The 17,671-nt window shown below is 68.2% G+C and carries 15 protein-coding genes; 5 read left to right on the forward strand and 10 right to left on the reverse strand.

What is annotated here, in order from left to right; all coding sequences use genetic code 11:
- Positions 1 to 145 precede the first annotated feature (145 nt).
- The 6 genes from OG716_RS09525 to OG716_RS09550 form a co-directional block, all read right to left on the reverse strand.
- Positions 146 to 3,106: a crotonase/enoyl-CoA hydratase family protein gene (locus OG716_RS09525; RefSeq protein ID WP_405137283.1), complete on the reverse strand. Its 2,961-nt coding sequence runs from the start codon at positions 3,104 to 3,106 to the stop codon at positions 146 to 148.
- A gap of 454 nt (positions 3,107 to 3,560) precedes the next feature.
- On the reverse strand, positions 3,561 to 4,799 hold the full coding sequence (gene mshC, locus OG716_RS09530) for a cysteine--1-D-myo-inosityl 2-amino-2-deoxy-alpha-D-glucopyranoside ligase (RefSeq protein WP_405137284.1): 1,239 nt from the start codon (positions 4,797 to 4,799) through the stop codon (positions 3,561 to 3,563).
- 211 nt (positions 4,800 to 5,010) lie between these two features.
- Positions 5,011 to 5,796, reverse strand: coding sequence for an SCO1664 family protein (locus tag OG716_RS09535; RefSeq protein WP_405137285.1), 786 nt, complete (start codon positions 5,794 to 5,796; stop codon positions 5,011 to 5,013).
- A 3-nt stretch (positions 5,797 to 5,799) separates the two neighbouring features.
- Complete coding sequence (locus OG716_RS09540; RefSeq protein WP_355121468.1) at positions 5,800 to 6,387, reverse strand: DUF3090 domain-containing protein; 588 nt, start codon at positions 6,385 to 6,387, stop codon at positions 5,800 to 5,802.
- A gap of 26 nt (positions 6,388 to 6,413) precedes the next feature.
- Positions 6,414 to 7,148 carry a histidine phosphatase family protein gene (locus OG716_RS09545; protein ID WP_405137286.1) on the reverse strand — a complete coding sequence of 245 codons (735 nt, stop codon included), beginning with the start codon at positions 7,146 to 7,148 and terminating at the stop codon, positions 6,414 to 6,416.
- A 16-nt stretch (positions 7,149 to 7,164) separates the two neighbouring features.
- Positions 7,165 to 8,100, reverse strand: a complete 936-nt coding sequence (locus OG716_RS09550) for an undecaprenyl-diphosphate phosphatase (RefSeq protein ID WP_405137287.1) — start codon at positions 8,098 to 8,100, stop codon at positions 7,165 to 7,167.
- Between the two features lie 197 nt (positions 8,101 to 8,297).
- Between OG716_RS09550 and OG716_RS09555 the strand changes: the two genes are divergently transcribed.
- The 5 genes from OG716_RS09555 to OG716_RS09575 all read left to right on the forward strand — a co-directional run bounded on the left by OG716_RS09555 (position 8,298) and on the right by OG716_RS09575 (position 13,037).
- A complete protein-coding gene (locus tag OG716_RS09555) occupies positions 8,298 to 9,254 on the forward strand; it encodes an aldo/keto reductase (RefSeq protein WP_327139616.1) in 957 nt (318 codons plus the stop codon).
- A gap of 21 nt (positions 9,255 to 9,275) precedes the next feature.
- A complete protein-coding gene (locus OG716_RS09560; RefSeq protein WP_405137288.1) occupies positions 9,276 to 10,319 on the forward strand; it encodes a hemin ABC transporter substrate-binding protein in 1,044 nt (347 codons plus the stop codon).
- Between the two features lie 575 nt (positions 10,320 to 10,894).
- Positions 10,895 to 11,911, forward strand: a complete 1,017-nt coding sequence (locus OG716_RS09565) for a FecCD family ABC transporter permease (protein WP_405137289.1) — start codon at positions 10,895 to 10,897, stop codon at positions 11,909 to 11,911.
- Positions 11,908 to 12,765, forward strand: a complete 858-nt coding sequence (locus OG716_RS09570; protein ID WP_405137290.1) for a heme ABC transporter ATP-binding protein — start codon at positions 11,908 to 11,910, stop codon at positions 12,763 to 12,765. Before OG716_RS09565 ends, OG716_RS09570 begins: the two co-directional genes overlap by 4 nt.
- A 2-nt stretch (positions 12,766 to 12,767) precedes the next feature.
- Positions 12,768 to 13,037 (forward strand): zinc ribbon domain-containing protein, encoded by a 270-nt coding sequence (locus tag OG716_RS09575; protein ID WP_405139609.1) that lies wholly within the window; start codon positions 12,768 to 12,770, stop codon positions 13,035 to 13,037.
- Between the two features lie 33 nt (positions 13,038 to 13,070).
- Here the strand turns inward: OG716_RS09575 and OG716_RS09580 are convergent, their stop codons facing one another.
- From OG716_RS09580 to OG716_RS09595, 4 genes are all read right to left on the reverse strand, one after another.
- Positions 13,071 to 15,188, reverse strand: a complete 2,118-nt coding sequence (locus OG716_RS09580) for an MMPL family transporter (protein ID WP_405137291.1) — start codon at positions 15,186 to 15,188, stop codon at positions 13,071 to 13,073.
- A complete protein-coding gene (locus tag OG716_RS09585) occupies positions 15,188 to 15,721 on the reverse strand; it encodes a hypothetical protein (RefSeq protein WP_405137292.1) in 534 nt (177 codons plus the stop codon). Before OG716_RS09585 ends, OG716_RS09580 begins: the two co-directional genes overlap by 1 nt.
- Before the next feature lie 135 nt (positions 15,722 to 15,856).
- The gene (locus OG716_RS09590) at positions 15,857 to 16,228 is read right to left on the reverse strand and encodes a hypothetical protein (protein ID WP_405137293.1); all 372 of its coding nucleotides are present in this window, start codon (positions 16,226 to 16,228) and stop codon (positions 15,857 to 15,859) included.
- 80 nt (positions 16,229 to 16,308) lie between these two features.
- The gene (locus OG716_RS09595; RefSeq protein ID WP_405137294.1) at positions 16,309 to 17,631 is read right to left on the reverse strand and encodes an RNA-guided endonuclease InsQ/TnpB family protein; all 1,323 of its coding nucleotides are present in this window, start codon (positions 17,629 to 17,631) and stop codon (positions 16,309 to 16,311) included.
- Positions 17,632 to 17,671: the final 40 nt, after the last annotated feature.

Below are 17,671 nucleotides of genomic sequence, written 5' to 3' on the forward strand. Positions count from 1 at the left end.
CAGACACCGACCCGGCAGTGCCATCGCGCCCGGACAGGATCTACCCGGCCCGAGGGTAGGGACGCGGCGAGCTGACCCGGTCGAAGGGTAGCGGTGGAGCACTGTGCGGGCTGTCGAGCGCATCTGGGGCGGTGTGCGCGGGTCGTCAGCGGCCGCGCCAGACCGGGGGGCGTTTTTCGACGAAGGCGCGCATGCCCTCGCCGGCATCCTCCGAGGACAGGGCGGCCGCGGCGACCTGGCCCTGACGGGAGAAGGCTTCGGCGGTGGTCCAATCGGGGCACTGGTCGATGATCTGCTTGCCCGCATCGATGCTCAGGGGGGCGTTCACGGCAATGCGTTCGGCCAGTTCCAGGGCGGCGGCGAGAGCCTTGCCCGGGGCTGCGACCTGATTGATCAGGCCCAGGGCGGCGGCGCGGGCGGCGGTGATGGGGTCACCGGTAACCGTCAGCTCCATGGCGATGGCGCGCGGCAGGCGCTGCGACAGGCGCAGGACGCCGCCGCCGACCGCGACCAGGCCGCGTTTGACCTCGGGAAGGCCGAAGGTCGAATCCTCCGCGGCCACAATGAGATCGGCGGCCAGGGCGAGTTCGCAACCACCCGCCAGCGCCGGGCCCTCGACCGCGGCGATGAGGGGTTTGCGCGGGGGTTGGGAGACGATGCCCAGGATGCCGCGCTTCTCGGTGATCGGCACCTCACCGCGCGCGGCGGCCTTGAGATCCATTCCGGCACTGAAATATCCGCCCGCCCCGGTGAGGATGGCGATGCGGGCGTTCGGGTCCGCCTCGTAGGCGTCGATGGCGCGTTCCAGGCCCAGCGCGGTCGCCAGGTCGATGGCATTGCGGGCGCGGGGCCGATTGATCGTAATGATCATGATGTGGCCGCGGCGCTCGATCAGCACCGGAGCCGGAGGCGGCGCGGGCAATGGCAGGCGCTGCGTACCGCTCACGCTGACCTGATCGCCGGTGACACTCACCGGCAGGCCCAGCCAGTCCTCGTCGGAGGTGAGCGCGCTCAAGGTGGCGGATTCGGTGGTGCGCACCAGAATTCGCTCACCGGAGTCGGTGAGCAGGCTCAGGATCGCCGCCTCGGGCAGCCCGTCGCGGCCGTAGGGCAGGGTGTAGGCCTCGACCACGGCGGGGCCGTCGTAGCCGGTGCGGGCCTTGCGGGCCGGGGGATGCTCGATCACCGGGGTCAGATGGCGGTAGGCGCTCTTGGGCGGGGTGGCCGAATAGATGCCCAGGGCGTGCTTGGTCAGATACCAGCCCAGCGAGGTGGCCAGGCCGAATGCCGCCGGATCCTCGCGCAACCGCTGCACCAGGGTCGCGACCGCATGCCCGCCGTAATTGTTGCCCGGCCCGCCGCCGAAGGTCAGCCCGCCGGTCACCGACAGCGGCCGCTTGGGATCATCGATCGGCAGACCCAGCTCGCGCGCGGCGATCTGCACCGCCACCGGGAAACACGCGTACAGGTCGATATGAGTCAAGTCCCCGGCGCTCAGGCCGCTGTGCTCGAGCACCGCCGCACCCAGGGCGCGCACCGCCGGGGAGGCCGCCAGTTCGGTGCGCTCGGTCACGAACCATTCATCCGCACCCGAGGCGCCCGCATGCAGGAACACCCACTTGTCCTGCGGAATCCCGGCCGCTTCGGCGGCAGCGGCACTGCACATGATGATGCCGCTGGCCATATCGACGGTCAGATTCGCGCATTCGAGTTTCGTATAGGGCGTGGAGATCATGCGATTGGACTCGGACACGGTCGCGATCTCGGCGGCGTCGGCCTCGTGCGGCTGCCACGCATTCGGATTCGCCGCCGCCACCGCCGACAGGCGCGACCACAGCTCCGCGACGTCCTGCGCGTGCTCGGCCGGGGTGCGGCCCAGGCGGTGCCGGTTCGCCGACTCGAGCAGGGCATACATATTGATGGGGGCCAGCAGGCCCGCGGCGGTCTCGGCGGCATTGTTGGCAGGCTTGTCGATACCGACGGTGCGCGTGGGATGCACCGCCGAATCCTGGACCGGCCACTGCAATTCGATGCCCGCACGCTGCGCCGCGGCCTGCGTCGCACCCGCTTCGGCGCCGGTCACCAGCACGATGTCGTAGTCGCCGGCCGCGATCGCGGCCGCCGCCTCATTGATCACCAGTTGCCCGCCGTCGCCACCGAACGGACTCGACTGCACGGTATCGACCTGTCCCGCACCGACAGCGGTAGCAACCAGTGCGCCCAGATCCCGGTACTGCCAGGACGTCGGAGACACGGTGAACACCGCATCCGCGCGGGCCAGCAGACCGTTGCCGGCGCCGGTATCGATCGCGGCCTGCCGCAGTGCGCGCACCGCCAGCACCGACGGATCCACAGACCCCGTATCCGGCACCCGGTTCACCACCTGGCCCACACCCACCAGCACCGGCGTGGTCGGCGCGAGCACCACACCGGAAGCCTTGTGCCGCACCGCCTTCCGCGACGACCGCGAGGTGGCGGGGGAATCGGCGATATGCGCGGGCAGCGCGGTGAGCGAATCACGCAGCGAATCACCGAGACTGCGCGCCACCGTCGCCCCGAGCGGACCGTCGATCGGCTGCCCGGCCAACCCCGCATCCAGGTACACCATCGCCCCGGACCCCCGCGCCGCCACCGTGATCCACAGACCCAGGGTCAACCCCTGTGGCCCGGTACCGCGCAACTGCAACCCGCTCTCGCCGACCTCGGCGACCGTCCACCGCAGATCAGCGGGAATGCCCATGAATTTCGCGACCTGAGCGAACTGCTGCCCCGCCTCGGCCTGCCCGGGCGCCTCACCCCGCCAGCCGGCATGGAAGGTGATCCACTGCGGAATGTGCTGCAAATCCAGCAGATACGCCAGCGTCGCCGCCGCATCACTGTCCACACCCTGCTGGGCGTGCGCGCTGCGGGTGAACTCACCCAACCCGGCGGGCGGAACATGCTCCCCCAGATCGACCGGCACGTCCTCAGCGGCCCGCCCGGTGAACCCGGCGACCAGATCACGCACGATCCGCGGATCCCGGCGCACCGCCCCCAGCAGATCACCGCCCGCACGCAGCTGCTTGCGCACAGCACGGAATTTATCGAACCCGGGTACCGCAGTCACCGTCGAACCTCCTCATTGAGGATGAGAGCATCAAAGCCTCACCGTATCGTCAACACGCCGTGAGCGGGAGTGGGCGCAGACAACTGCCCGGTCGGCGCCCTGGCGACCCGCAATCTTGTTGTCGGGCATGCGGGATCGTCGATCGGCGGCGGCCATTGGCCCTGTTCGCCACGAGTGTCGCAGGTGTGCGCGGTCCGGCCTGAGCGGTCACAAAACGATGTGGGGCGGCAATATTTGCCGCTCCGCGCCGATCGTTGACCGCTCAGGCCGCCCGGTGTGGCCGCTGAGGCTGTTGCGCAGCCGATCCGTCCGATCAGCCGCCGCCGGCTACCGCTGTTCCTGCGCAACGCCACTCGTACGGGAGGAGCCGAAGGCCCCGTCACGCCATCGACGCCCGGCGTCGCGTGGCCTTCGATGAGATGTGTTGTGTTCGAATGGATCCAGTGGACCTCCGCTACAGGGTGATGCCCAGCAGAGCATCGACCCCGTCGCGGATCAGGCCGGGGGCAGCAGCGTCCGGGCCGCCGTATTCGAGGGCGTGCTGGGTCCAGCTGTCCACGGCGGCAATCGCTTTGGGGGTGTCGAGGTCGTCGGCCAGGTGCTGGCGCAGGCGGGCGATGGTGTCATCGGCGGCCGGGCCCGAGGGGAGGGCGGCGGCGGTGCGCCAGCGGTCCAGGCGGGAGAGGGCTTCGGTCAGGACCGCATCGGACCATTCGCGGTCCTGACGGTAGTGGCCGGAGAACAGGCCCAGCCGGATGGCGGAGGGGTCGGTGCCGGAGCGGCGCAACGTGGAGACGAACACCAGGTTGCCGCGGGACTTGGACATTTTCTCGCCGTCGAGGCCGATCAGCCCGGCATGCACGTAGTGGCGGGCGAAGCGACGGCCCTTGACCAGGGCTTCGGCGTGGGCGGCGGAGTACTCGTGGTGCGGGTAGATCAGATCGCTGCCGCCGCCCTGGACATCGAATTCGGTGCCCACGCGGTTCAGCGCGATCGCCGCACACTCGACATGCCAGCCGGGACGGCCCGCGCCGAAGGGGGCCGGCCAGGACGGCTCGCCCGGGCGCTCGGCCCGCCACAGCAGCGCGTCGATGGGATCGCGTTTGCCCGCGCGCTGCGGATCGCCGCCGCGTTCGGAGAACAGGCGGTCCATCGTCACCCGGTCGTAGCCGGACTCGTAGCCGAACTGCTCGGTGGCGTCGTGGCGGAAGTAGACATCGGGATACTGCGCATCGTCGACCACATACGCGGCCCCCGACGCCAGGAGTTTGTCGACCAGTTCGACCACCTCCTGCACCGATTCGATCGCGCCGACGTACTGCGCGGGCGGCACCACACGCAGCGCCTGCATATCCTCACGGAACAGGTTGATCTCCCGGGTGCCCAGATCACGCCAGTCGATGCCGTCGCGGTCGGCGCGCTCGAACAGCGGATCGTCGACATCGGTGACGTTCTGCACGTAGTGCACCTCGTGCCCGGCATCGCGCCACAGGCGATTGACCAGATCGAAGGTCAGGTAGGTGGCGGCGTGCCCGAGGTGGGTGGCGTCGTAGGGGGTGATGCCGCAGACGTACATTGTCGCGGTCTTACCCGGGGTCACCGGGCGCACCTGCCGGTCGGCGGTGTCGAACAAACGTAACGCGGGTCCGGATCCGGGGACGGTCGGGACTGCGGTATCGGACCAGGACTGCATGAATCGAGGTTAACGGTGTGATCGGCGCCGGGGGCGTCCGCCCCCGGTCACCGGTACCTCGCACCACCGTGGGGCGATAGGGCCGACCTGCACCTCAATGCGGCGATAGCGCACGTCAATGGTTGAAATCATAATGCAAGCAACGTTTTCGGATTAACACGCCGGATTCGACGCAGCCGGATTCGAGACCACCGGATCAGAACGCGGGCCGTCAGAACGCGGGCCAGGGGATCGGACGCTGCCCGGTCGGTTGCGGCAGCACCGGATGCTCGAGCAGCCCCTGCCCGCGCGCCGCGAGCGCCTCCACTTCGGCGTCGGTGATCAACTCCGAGAGCCGCCCGCCCAGCTCCCCGGGGATCGCTTTCACCAAAACCGTGATGTCGGTGAGCAATTCGTCGGCGAGGGTCTCCCCCGCCCACCCCCACAGCACCGTGCGCAGCTTCGGTGCGGTATTGAGGCAGATGCCGTGATCGACCCCGTACACGCGCCCGTCGTCCCCGGAGAGCACATGACCGCCCTTGCGGTCGGCATTGTTGATCAGCACGTCCAGCACCGCCATGCGCAGCAGTCGCGGATCATCGGCATGCACCAGCGACACCGGATGCCCGGAGGGATCCAGGGCGCGCAGCACCTCCCGGTATCCGCCGGGGATCTCGCCGGCCGCCACCAGATCCACCAGTTCCGGACCGTCCTCGATGCTGTCGATCCAGCGCTGCACCATGCCCGGCCCGTAGGGCCCGTCCCGCAGCACGGTCTCGGGAATCACGCCCCAGCCCAAGGCTTCCGACACCAGATACGAGGCGACCTCACGCTGGGCGAGGGTGCCGTCGGGGAAGTCCCACAGCGGCCGTTCCCCGCGCACCGGTTTGTACACCACGCGCACGGCCGCGCCGTCGGTCCCGGCCGGGTCGGTCTCGCACACCAGCGTCACATTGCTGGCGGTGGTGACCTGCCCGATCACCGTCAGATCGGCGGTGCGCAGCGGGTGGTCGGTCAAGATTCAGTCCTCTAGCTCGGTGGTGGCGCCGAAGATATCGCCACGCTTGTACCCGTTGGTGCGTACACACATATGGCCGATGGGCGAGAGCGGTTCCCCGCACAGCGGACACGGCGGACGGCCCGCCTCGATCACCCGCGTGGAACGCAAGGCGAATTCGCGCGCCTGGATCGGGGTCAGGAAAACCCGCACCGCGTCGGGGCCCTCCTCGGTGTCATCGAGCACCACCGATTCGTCGACCTCGGTTTCGGTGATGGCCAGCAGCTCCACCACCACCGCGCCCGCATCCGCGTCCCAGCCCAAACCCATGGTGCCGACCCGGAATTCGGATTCGATGGGTGTGACCAGCGGTGCGATATCGCTGACAGCGGCCGCCTGCGGCGGCACCGGGGTGCCGAAGCGGCGCGCCACCTCGTCCAGCAGCAGACCCATCCGATCGGCCAGCACCTTCACCTGCTGCTTCTCCAGCAACACGCTCACCACGCGCGGATCCTGCACGGCCTGCAGGTAGAAAGCGCGGTCGCCGGGCTCGCCGACAGTGCCGGCGATGAAACGATCGGGGGTGCGGAAAATATGGATTGCTCGGCCCATGGCACCTCCTGAAAGCTCACTCACCACTAAGACTCGGGGCGCTCCGTAACCCCATTATCGCCACTACCCGTAGTGCCCGTTTCGCCGCCGGGTACCGGTCCGGATCTCGATTCACCACCGGTGTGCGGCGAAATCGCCGCCAGTGTCGACAGATCCGTGCCGGTGTCGTTCAACCGCCACACGTACGGAGCGGTCGGACTGTAGCGGACCACGCTGATCGAGGCCGGCTCGACCACGATGCGCTGGAAACCGTCCAGGTGGATGCCGAACGCATCCGCCAGCAACGACTTGATGACATCTCCGTGGGTGCACGCCACCCACAACACATCAGTACCGTGTTTCTCTGCCAGGAGGCGGTCGTGTTCGCGCACAGCGGACACGGCCCGGAACTGCACCTGCGCCAAACCTTCTCCGGAGGGGAACACCGCCGCCGACGCGTGCTGCTGCACGATCTTCCACAGCGGCTCGCTGACCAGCTCGCTCAGCGCCCGCCCGGTCCAGTCGCCGTAATCGACCTCGAGCAGTCGCTCATCGGGTTCTGCTTCGATACCGAGCTTGTCCGCGAGCGGGGCGACGGTGCGCTGACAGCGCAGCAGCGGCGAGGTCACGATGTGCTCGATCGGCAGGGCTGCGAGCCGCCCCGCGACCATCTGGGCCTGCTCGCGGCCGCGGTCGGTCAGATCGACGCCCGCGCTGCGGCCGGCCAGGGTGCGGGCAGTGTTCGACGTGGAGACGCCGTGCCGCAACAGGATCACCGTCACCGGGACAGCCTACTTGCTAGGTCGCGGACACGACGCCGGTCATCAGCAGCGCCATGACCGCCAGCCCCAGCACGATGCGGTAGCCCACGAACCAGTCCAGCGAGTGCTTGGTGACGAAGCGCAACAACCACGCCACCGAGGCATAACCGACCACGAACGAGACGATCGTCGCCACCAGAATCTGGGTGCCCGAGGCGTTGAGGCCCTCACCGGCGGGTTCGAAAGCATCCGGCAGGCTGAACAGGCCCGAGGCCACCACCGCCGGAATCGCCAGCAGAAACGAGAACCGCACGGCCGCGCCGCGCGTCAGGCCCAGGAACAACCCCGCCGAGGACGTGGCGCCCGAACGCGACACGCCCGGGATGAGTGCCAGGCACTGCGCGAAACCCATGATCAGTCCGTCGCGGGTGGTCAGTTCCTCGATCGGGCGGCGCTTGCTGCCGTAGTACTCCGCGACCGCGATCACCAGCGCGAACACGATCAACATGGTGGAGATCAGCCACAAATTGCGTGCGCCGGTACGGATCTGGTCCTTGAGCAGAAAACCCAGCACGCCGATCGGGACGGTGGCAATGATCACATACCAGCCCACCCGGTAGTCCAGCTCGCGCTGCTCGTCCTCATCGAGGATGAATTCGATCGCTCCGTCCTCGGTGTAGACCGGCAGATGGGTGGTCGGCTGCTCGTGCAACGGCAGCTGTGGGGGGTGGTAAGCGGTCAGCCGCCACCACACGGTCGTGCACCACGCCACCAGGATTCGCCAGATGTCCTTGGCGAAATACACCAGCACCGCCGCCTCGGTGCCCAGCTGCGTGACCGCGGTGAACGACGCGCCCGCATCATCGCCGAAGAACACCGCCGACACGATGCGCATGTGCGCCGAGGACGAAATCGGCAGAAACTCCGTCAGGCCCTGCACCAGACCCAGAATCAGGGCCTGCACCCACGTCATCGACTCGCCCACTCACACTCCAGTTCCGAATCATCGGCTGCCGGTACGCAATTGGCGCACCCGTACGCAAACTCGCCGCGACCCTACAGGCCGGGCCGCGCTCACCGCGATCATCCGACGTGCCGCGCGAGGCATAGCGGGGTTGCGGGGACATGTGCCCTTAGGCTGACGCGTGTGACGAAAGTGCAAGCGCGGTGATGGAACAGCGGACGGTGGGGCGCAGCGGACTTCGAGTCTCCCGCCTCGGCCTGGCCACCCACACCTGGGGCAGAGAGACCGATACCGACGACGCGGCCGCGCAATTGGTGGCCTTCGCCGAAGCGGGCGGCACTCTCGTGGACACCTCACCCGCCTATTGCGATGGTGCGGCACAACGCATCCTCGGACCATTGGTGCGCGAGATCGGGCGCGATGATCTGGTGCTGAGTGTGTGCTCGGGGCAGCGGCCGGTGCGCTCGGATCCGGCCGCCGGGCCCGCCCCGGTGCGCTGGAGCGTGGATGCCTCGCGGCGCACCATGATGCGCCAGCTCGATCAGACGCTGGCGCTGCTGGGCGCCGATCATCTGGATCTGTGGACCGTCGCGGCCTGGGATCCGCACACCCCGCTCGAAGAGGTCGCGGGCACACTGGAATACGCGGTGCGCACCGGGCGCGTGCGCTACGCCGGAGTGCGCGGTTACGACGGCTGGCAGCTGGCGACCCTCGCCGCGGCCGCGCCACTGACCGCCGCGCAAACCCCCTACTCGCTGCTGGCGCGCGGGGTCGAACACGAATTCGTGCCTGCCGCACAGCATCACGGGCTCGGCATCATCGCCACCGCACCGCTGGCCGGCGGCATCCTCACCGGCAAGTACCGCGACGGGGTGCCCGCCGATTCGCGCGGCGCGGACGAGGCGACCGCCGCGGAGATCAATGCCGGCCTCGACGACCGCGCGGTGCGGGTGGTCGATGCGGTGGTGACCGCCGCCGACGGCCTGGGCACCTCACCGCTGGCGGTGGCGCTGGCCTGGATTCGCGATCAACCGGGCGTGGCGAGCATGGTGGTCGGGGCCCGCGATATCGGGCAGCTCACCGGGGTCCTGGCCGCGGAAACCCTGGAGCTGCCGCGGGCCATCACCGCCGCACTCGGCGACGTCAGTGCACGGACCGAATGAGCCCTGGCTAGCCTTACCTGCATGAGGTGTTCCGTGAGTGCCCGATCCGGCGTCGTCCTGCGCACACTGCTGGTGCTGCTCGGGGCGACCGTACTCATCGGCGCCACCGCGTGCACCAGCAGCAGCGGGTCGGCGGCGGCGGGCCGGCGCGGGCCCGCCACCGCGGCAATGCCCGATACCAACCCGGTCCCGATCGGACCCGAGCCCACCCCGGTGCTGCCGGTGACGGTGCACTCCTTCGAGGGCGGTGATGTGACCGTCACCGATGCGAGCCGCATCATCGCCGTCGACCGGTACGGCACCCTCACCCAGACGGTGTACGCGCTCGGGCTGGGCTCGAAATTGGTGGGCCGCTCCACCTCCGCCGCGTTCCCCGCCGTGAAGGATGTGCCCAACGTGGCGGGCGGCTCGGGCAGCATGAGCGTGGAAGCGATTGCGGCACAGCGCCCTTCGGTATTCCTCACCGACTCCACCAGTGCCACGCCGGTCATGCGTGATCAGCTCAAAGCGCTGGGCATCACGGTCGTCTACTTCGACCCGCAGCGCACCATGGACGCGGTCGTGCCGCAGATCGAAGCGGTCGCGAACGCCCTCGGCGTCCCGGATGCGGGCAAGAAGCTCGGCCAGCGCACCCACGACGAGATCACCGCCGCCATCGCCACGGTGCCGCAGCAGGACCCGAAGCTGCGCATGGCGTTCCTGTACCTGCGCAGCACCGCCATCACCATGATCGCCGGCCCCGGCTCCGGTGCCGATTCCCTGGTCGCCGCGATCGGCGGCACCGACGCCGGCACCGCCTCCGGCGTCAAGGAACCGTTCGTCCCCATTACCAGCGAAGCCCTCATCGCCGCCGCCCCCGACGTCATCCTGGTCATGTCCGACGGCCTGGCCTCCGTCGGCGGTGTCGACGGCCTGGCCAAAATCCCCGGCATCGCCCAAACCCCCGCCGGCCGCAATAAACGCGTCGTCGACATGTCCGACGCCGTCCTGCTCAGCTTCGGCCCCAACACCGGCCGCGTGATCTCCGCCCTCGCCAAGGCCGTCTACGGCGACAAGATCGCATGACCCACCGCCCCACCCCCGACGCGCAGGATCCGACCGGGCCCCACTACGCCTCCCCCGCAGCCGAGCAGTCGAATCCTCCCCGCCTCGACTCCGCGCCGACCTCGGACGCAGTCGAAGCGACATCCGCATCCGCGACGTCCGGCAAGCGCGCCGATGCCGCCGCATCCCCGTCGCCCGTCACGGCCCCGTCGAACGGCGAGGGCGTCTCGACATCGAATTCTGCTCCTGCGCACTCGGTCTCGAAGTCGGCCGCCACGCGCCCCGGCGGTGCCGACTCAGCGGCGTTCGCACCGCATGGCTCGGCTACCGCCGCTCCAGCCACGAGTTCTTCGAAGCGCGATGGAATCGGCGAGAACGGTGAGTCCGCCTCGGCGTCGGAGTCTGCTCCCGCGCAGCGGTTCTCGCAGCCTCGGCCAGATGGCAATTCGGGTATCTCGATAGTCGGTGCTGTCGCGGAGGTTGGTGCGGACGCAGCCGATCCGGTTGCTGCCTCGTCGGAGCGCGCTCGCACCGGTAGCAGTGGCGATGCGCAGCCGGCCGCAGGTAGCGGTGGCGGGAAGCGGTCTCGGACGGCGTTGATCGTTGCCGGGGCGCTGGTGCTGCTGGTGGTGCTGGCGTTGATTTCGGCGGCGGTGGGGCAGGTGCCGACGACGCCGCTGGAGGTGGCGGGGAGTTTCTTTCATCGGATCGGGCTCGACTGGGGGCCGATGCCCAAGCATCCTGCGGGGGATGTGACGTTGTGGGAGGTGCGGTTTCCGCGGGTGGTGCTGGCCATGCTCGTCGGGGCAGCCCTCGCGACGGCGGGGGCGCTGCTGCAAGGGGTGTTCGCCAATCCGCTGGCCGAGCCCGGGGTGATCGGGGTGTCGGCGGGGGCGGCGGTCGGTGCGGGGGCGGTGATCGTGGTCGGCGGGGCGTTCGTGGCGTCGTGGTCGGTGGCGGCGGGGGCGTTCGCGGCCGGATTGTTGACGACGCTGCTGGTGTATGTGCTCTCGCGATCCAACGGGCGCACCGAGGTGGTGACGCTGGTGCTGACCGGTGTGGCCATCAATGCCTTTGCGGGCGGGCTGATTTCGTTCCTGCTGTTCAGTGCCTCCCCGGCGGCGCGTGATCAGCTGGTGTTCTGGCAGATGGGCAGCCTCAACGGGGCGACCTGGCAGGCCGTGGGCGTGGTTGCCCCGCTGACCCTGGTCGGGGTGGCGGCGGCGGTGCTCATGGCGCCGCGATTGGATCTGCTGGCGCTGGGGGAATCGGCGTCCCGGCATCTGGGTGTGGACGTGGAACGGCTGCGGCGCAATGTGATCGTCGTGGTCGCGATCCTCGCCACCGCGGGTGTGGCGTTCACCGGCATCATCTTGTTCGTCGGATTGATCGTGCCGCACCTGGTGCGCATGCTGGTGGGTCCCGGGCACCGGGTGCTCATCCCGCTGTCGGCGATCCTCGGTGCGGTGACCCTGGTCGCCGCCGATATCGGGGCGCGTTCCCTGGTGCACAATGCGGATCTGCCCTTGGGAATGCTCACCTCGCTGGTGGGCGGCCCGTTCTTCTTCTGGCTGCTGCGGCGCACCCGCGCCCGTTCGGGAGGCTGGGCGTGAGCACCGTATTGCGAAGCCTCTCCGGCGCTTTCACCCGCCACCACACCCTGCCGCTCACCCCGCAGCCGGGCACTGTCACCCTGTGCGCCCGCGGCGTCGCCCTGGAGCGCAATGGCGGCCGCCGCGTCCTGGACGGCGTCGACTTCGAAGTCATTGCCGGGCAGATCGTTGCCCTCGTCGGCCCCAACGGCGCCGGCAAATCCACGCTGCTCGACGCCCTGGCCGGGGAACTGCAACCCAGCGAGGGCACAGTCGAACTCGACGGCAAACCTCTCGCCGACTGGGCCCCGGTCGATATGGCACGCCGCCGCGCGGTCCTGCCGCAGAACCACACCGTCGGCTTCCCCTTCACCGCCCGCGAAGTCGTCGCCATGGGCCGCGCCCCCTGGGCCCGCACCGCACGCCAGGACGACGATGAACAGCGCATCGCCGAAGCGCTCGCCGCCACCGATGTGGAACACCTTGCGGGGCGCACCTTCCCGGCCCTGTCCGGTGGTGAACGCGCCCGCGTCGCGCTCGCACGGGTGCTCGCCCAGGACACCGCCACCTTGCTGCTGGACGAACCGACCGCCGCCCTGGACCTCGGCCATCAGGAACAGGTGCTGCGCCTGGCCCGCGAACGTGCGAGCGCCGGTGCCGCCGTGGTGGTCGTGTTGCATGATCTCGGTGTCGCGGCCGCCTACGCCGACCGCGTCGCCGTCCTGGAATCAGGCCGCATCGCCGCCGACGGCCCACCCCGTGAGGTGCTCACCAGGGCGCTGCTGACCCGCGTCTACCAGCACCCGGTCGACGTCTTCGATCATCCGGACACGGGTGCGCAATTGGTGCTGCCGGTCCGCGGCCGCAACAGCTGACCATCGAGCGCGGCACGCGGGCCGGCCGGAGGTTGGTGTTGGTTCAGCCCGCCTATACGAGCATGACGTGTTCGAGTTGTTTCGCGAGAGCCAAGCAGCAGCTCGAACTCGGCGAACGAACCTTCCGATGCCACCGCTGCGGGTTTGCCGACGACCGGGATCGGAACGCTGCCAGAGTGATTCTGGCTGTGGCAGAGCGCGGCCACACACGTGTCGAGGATGTAAGACAATCGGATCACCTCCCTCGGGCGGCCGATTCGGATGCGGTCTGAGCGTGGAATCCACGGCCTTCAGGCCGGGAAGCGTTAACGCCACACCAATTTCAGAACAGCCGGAGTGAGCAGCATGCGGATCACCGTGGCGTCCAACAGGAGTGCCGCGATCATGCCGTAGGCGATGTACTTCATCAGCACCAGATCGGAGAACCCGAAGGCGCCTGTCACCACGATGAGAATAGCGGCGGCAGAGGTGATTACGCCGCCCGTGTGCGCAATCCCGTACCGGATGGCCTCTTCCGCGGATTTGCCCTCGGCACGCGCCTCGGACATCCGCGATTGCAGGAACACCTCGTAGTCGGTGGACAACCCGAACAGCACCGTCACGATCAACACCAGCACCGCGAACATGAGCGGTCCCGGCGTGAAGTCGAACAGCCCCGACCCGTGACCCTCCACGAAGATCCAGGTGAGCACCCCCAGCGTCGCCCCCAGCGACAGCGCGCTCATGGCGACCGCCTTCACCGCCAGGATCAGCGACCGGAATGCCGCGTACATCAACGCGATTGCCGCCACCACCAGGATCAGCGCCAGCAGCGGCAGCCCGTGGAGGAGCCCGAGAATGCTGTCGCGCTCGAGCGCGGGCACCCCGCCCACCATGACCTGCACCCCCGGCGGCTGCGGTATGGCGCGCAGCGCCGACATCACCTTGTCGGCGTCCTGCTTGTCGACCAGCCCACTGCCGAGCACCGTGATCGCGTCCTTGGTCGGCGCGACCGGATCGAACGGGCCTGTCATCAGCGGCGCGCTGACCTGGTTGGCCTCATAGCGAATATCGCTGAGCTGCTGCGGATTCGCCCCCACCACCACGAGTTTGAGCGGGTCGGTGCGGAACTGCGGGAACGTGCGGTCGAAGTCCTGCTGCGCCACCCGCGCCGCATTGTCGGAGGCCAGATACCGTTCGCTGAGCCCGCCGAAGGCAATGTGGCGGAACGGCAGGATCAACGCCAGCAGCACCAGCACCACCGGCACGATCACCCGCCACGGCTTGGCCATGGCGAACACCGCCAGCCGCGAGAAGAATCCGGCATCGATCTGCTCGGCGGTGCGAATGCTCGCCAGCCGATGCCAGCCCCACAGATCGATGCGCCGCCCCACGATGCTCAAGGTCGCCGGCAGCGCCGTCACCGACAGCACCGCCGCCAGCAGCACCGAACTGATACCGCCCAGGGGCACCGAGCGCAGCACCCCGTTCGGGTAGATGAACAGCGCCCCCAGGCTCACCGCGATGATCGCCGAGGAGAACAGCACCGTGCGCCCGGCGGTGGCGACGGTGCGCGCGGTGGCCTCCTCCACGGTGCGCCCGGCGGCCAGTTCCTCCCGGAACCGGGTCACCGCGAACAACCCGTAATCGATGGCCAGCCCCAGACTCACCAAGGTGACCACGGCCGAGGCGAACACATTGACCTGCAGATGATCGGTCAGCATCCGCATGATGCCCTGGGTGCCCAGAATCGTCATCCCGCCGATGAGCACCGGCAGCAGCGCGCCGATCACCCCGCCGAATACGAAGTACAGCAGGATCGCCACCAGCGGCAGCGCGATGATCTCCGCGCGGTGGATGTCGTTCTGCATCCCGGTATTGATGCCCTCCACCACCGGCTGCATGCCCGCCAACTGCACGGTCGTCCCGCCCGGCCCGGAACCCGGTGTGCCGGAATGGAATTCGTTCTTGACGGCCATGTAGTTGTTGACCGTGTCGGTGCCGCCGTCGCCGCGCAGTCCGATACTGGCGAAGGCGTGGGTGCGGGAGGCGTCGGCGAACTGGCCCATGAGCGCGCCGTCCCAGTACGAGTCGATCTTGAGAATCTGCCCGGAGTGGCTGCTGCGCAACCGATTCAGCTCGGCGGTGACCGCGGTGCGCACCGGCTCGTCATCGACGGTGCCGCCGGGCGGGGCGGTATAGAGCACGATCAGATCGCTGTCGGTATCGCGCCCGAAGGTGGAATCGGCGAGTTTGGAGGCCGCCACCGATTGGCTGCTCTCGTCGAACCAGCCCTCCTGGGTCAGATGTTTGCCCAGATCGCGCCCGTAGAACCCGGACGCCAGCACCACCAGCCCGAAAAGCCCGAAGATCAGGTACCGATTGCGGTGCACGAAACGCCCCCAGCGCAGCGGCCGTGTGGTGCCCTTGTTCGATGCGAGCATCAGCCGCAGGCCGCGGTCCGGTAATCGGCCGAGCGCAGAATGCCGCACAGATCGGTGCGCGAGATCTTCCAGCGCCCGTCCTTGTTCACGAAATGCACCACGGTCGTGCGCACATTGGACCCGGTGCCGTCCTTGTCCAGGCTCAGCGTCGCGGTCAGGGTGCCGTCGTGATTGTCGAAGACCGGATCCCGGACCCCGTACACCGCGCGCGGATTGTCCTGCAGCGCCTTGTACATATCCGGAATGGCGTCCTTGAACGACTCCCCGTCCTCGATGAGGGCGGTGCGATCGGCATCGGGCAGATTCGGATCCAGCGCCGATTTGATCTGCGCGTCCAGCGCGGCCGCGGTCGGAATGGGCGGCCGGTTCGAGGCCGAGGCCGAGGCGGCCACCGAGGAGGAGCTCAGCGCGGCATAGGCAGAGGAGCGCGCCGCGGCGACCGAGGCATCGTCATCGGAACCACCACACGCCGCCGTCGCGGCGCCGAGGACGGCGAGAATCAGAACTGCTACGGCCGGTCGTCGAAAAGCCATCAACATCCTCGGTGCTCGAACTGCGGTGATTTGCCCACAGTCTGTCATGCGCACGGCGAGTTGCTGACTGGCGCGTCACATGCGCCGCCGCCTGGGGTCTGCGCCACGCACGGCGTGTCGGACCCCGGTGCGGCCTCAGCGGCCGTCGATGACCGCACCGAAACGCGCCAGCAGTGCGCGCACCGTGGTCGCGTCGGGGGGTGCGGCGGCCGGCACCGGGATCGCCTGCGGGATGAGATCGCGGACCAGGGCGATGATGCTGCGCTCGTCCTCGAGATCGATATCGGTGAGCCGGGTTTCGGCGATCGCGACCACGTCTTCCGGCGTGGGCACGGCTGTCTCCAGGTCAGGGCGATAGAGCTCGACGGTCATGGTGCCGCGCACGGTCCGGAAGGCGAAGGGGCGCCCGTCCTCGGCGATGCCGAACCCGTGCGCGTAGTGACCGACGGTCACGTCCTCGACGGTGAAGCCCGGTGCGGGGAAGCCCGATGTGTGGTCGGTTACCAACTCAACTCCCTGACACAACCCACTGATGTACTTCCAGGCTAACCGCTACCGCCGACGGCCCCGCGAAAGCCCATGTCACGTCAAGTGACTCGGTGGCCTAGCAACTGTGCACCCTGTGACGGCGCGCCGGACCCAAGACCCCCGCCCACCGGGCGTGGTCGGGCAACATGGTCAGTTGACTTCGTCCCGAACGAGTTCGACGGGACTCCAACCCTCGCGGATTGGGATTCCTGCTTCGTCGCCGATTGCCCGCGCGCAGTGCTGCGTCTGGGTCTTACACCGGCTCCACAGGCCGACACCGCCAGCCCGGCGGCCAGAATGTTCTTCGCTGCATTCACGTCGCGATCGTGAGTGACCCCGCACTGCCTGCACGTCCACAGGCGTACGCGCAGTGGCATCGAATCGACCGATGTGCCGCAGTCCGAACACAGCTTCGAGGACGGCAGCCATCGGTCGACCACGACAACTGTGCGCCCATACCACTCCGCCTTGTACTCGAGCATCGTGCGGAACTGGCGCCACGAGGCGTCAGAGATCGAGCGTGAAAGTTTGCGATTCTTCATCATGTTTCGAACAGTCAGGTCCTCGATGACGAGCGTTTGGTTCTCACGCACGAGTCGAGTTGTCAGTTCATGCAGATCATTTCGCCGTCGATCGGAGATGCGGGCATGGATCCGGGCCACCTTTCTGCGAGCCTTGTCCTGGTTCTTCGACCTGTTCTGCTTGCGCGAAACCAGGCGTTGTGCGTTCGCCAGGCGAATGCGCTCGCGGCGTTCGTGCCTCTTGTTGGCGACCTTCTCCCCGGTGGAAAAGGTCAGCAGTGCATGGAGACCGGCGTCGATTCCGATCGCCGCTGCACTCTCCGGCAACGGTTGCACACCGGGGTCTTCGCACAGCATGGAGACAAACCATCTGCCCGCGTTGTCGTGTGTCACGGTCACAGTGGAGGGTTGTGCACCTTCCGGCAACGGTCGGGACCACACGATTTCGAGTGGTTCGGTCATCTTTGCCAACGTCAACTGCCCATCCCGATAGCGGAAGGCGTTCCGGGTGTACTCCGCGCTGGCACGAGACTTCTTGCGGGACTTGAAGCGTGGATACTTGGCTCGTTTGTCCCAAAATGCGAGGAACGCGGCTTGTAGGTGTCTCAGACCCTGTTGCAATGGGACGCACGACACATCAGCGAGGAAGGACAACTCCTCGGACTGCTTCCATCGGGTGAGCATTACCGACGTGGTGTTGTACGTGACGCGCTCTCCACGCTGATACCAGGCCTCAGTTCGGGCTGCCAGCGCGAGGTTGTAGACCTTCCGGACGCAACCGAACGTACGCAGCAGCTCCGCCGCCTGCGTATCGGTTGGGTAGAAGCGGAACCGGAAGGCACGCCGCACCTGGTCGGACACGCTTTACACACTAACCTGTTAGCGTGTAAAGCCGCGTTCG

The sequence above is a fragment of the Nocardia sp. NBC_01388 genome (assembly GCF_045040085.1).
GTDB lineage: Bacteria > Actinomycetota > Actinomycetes > Mycobacteriales > Mycobacteriaceae > Nocardia.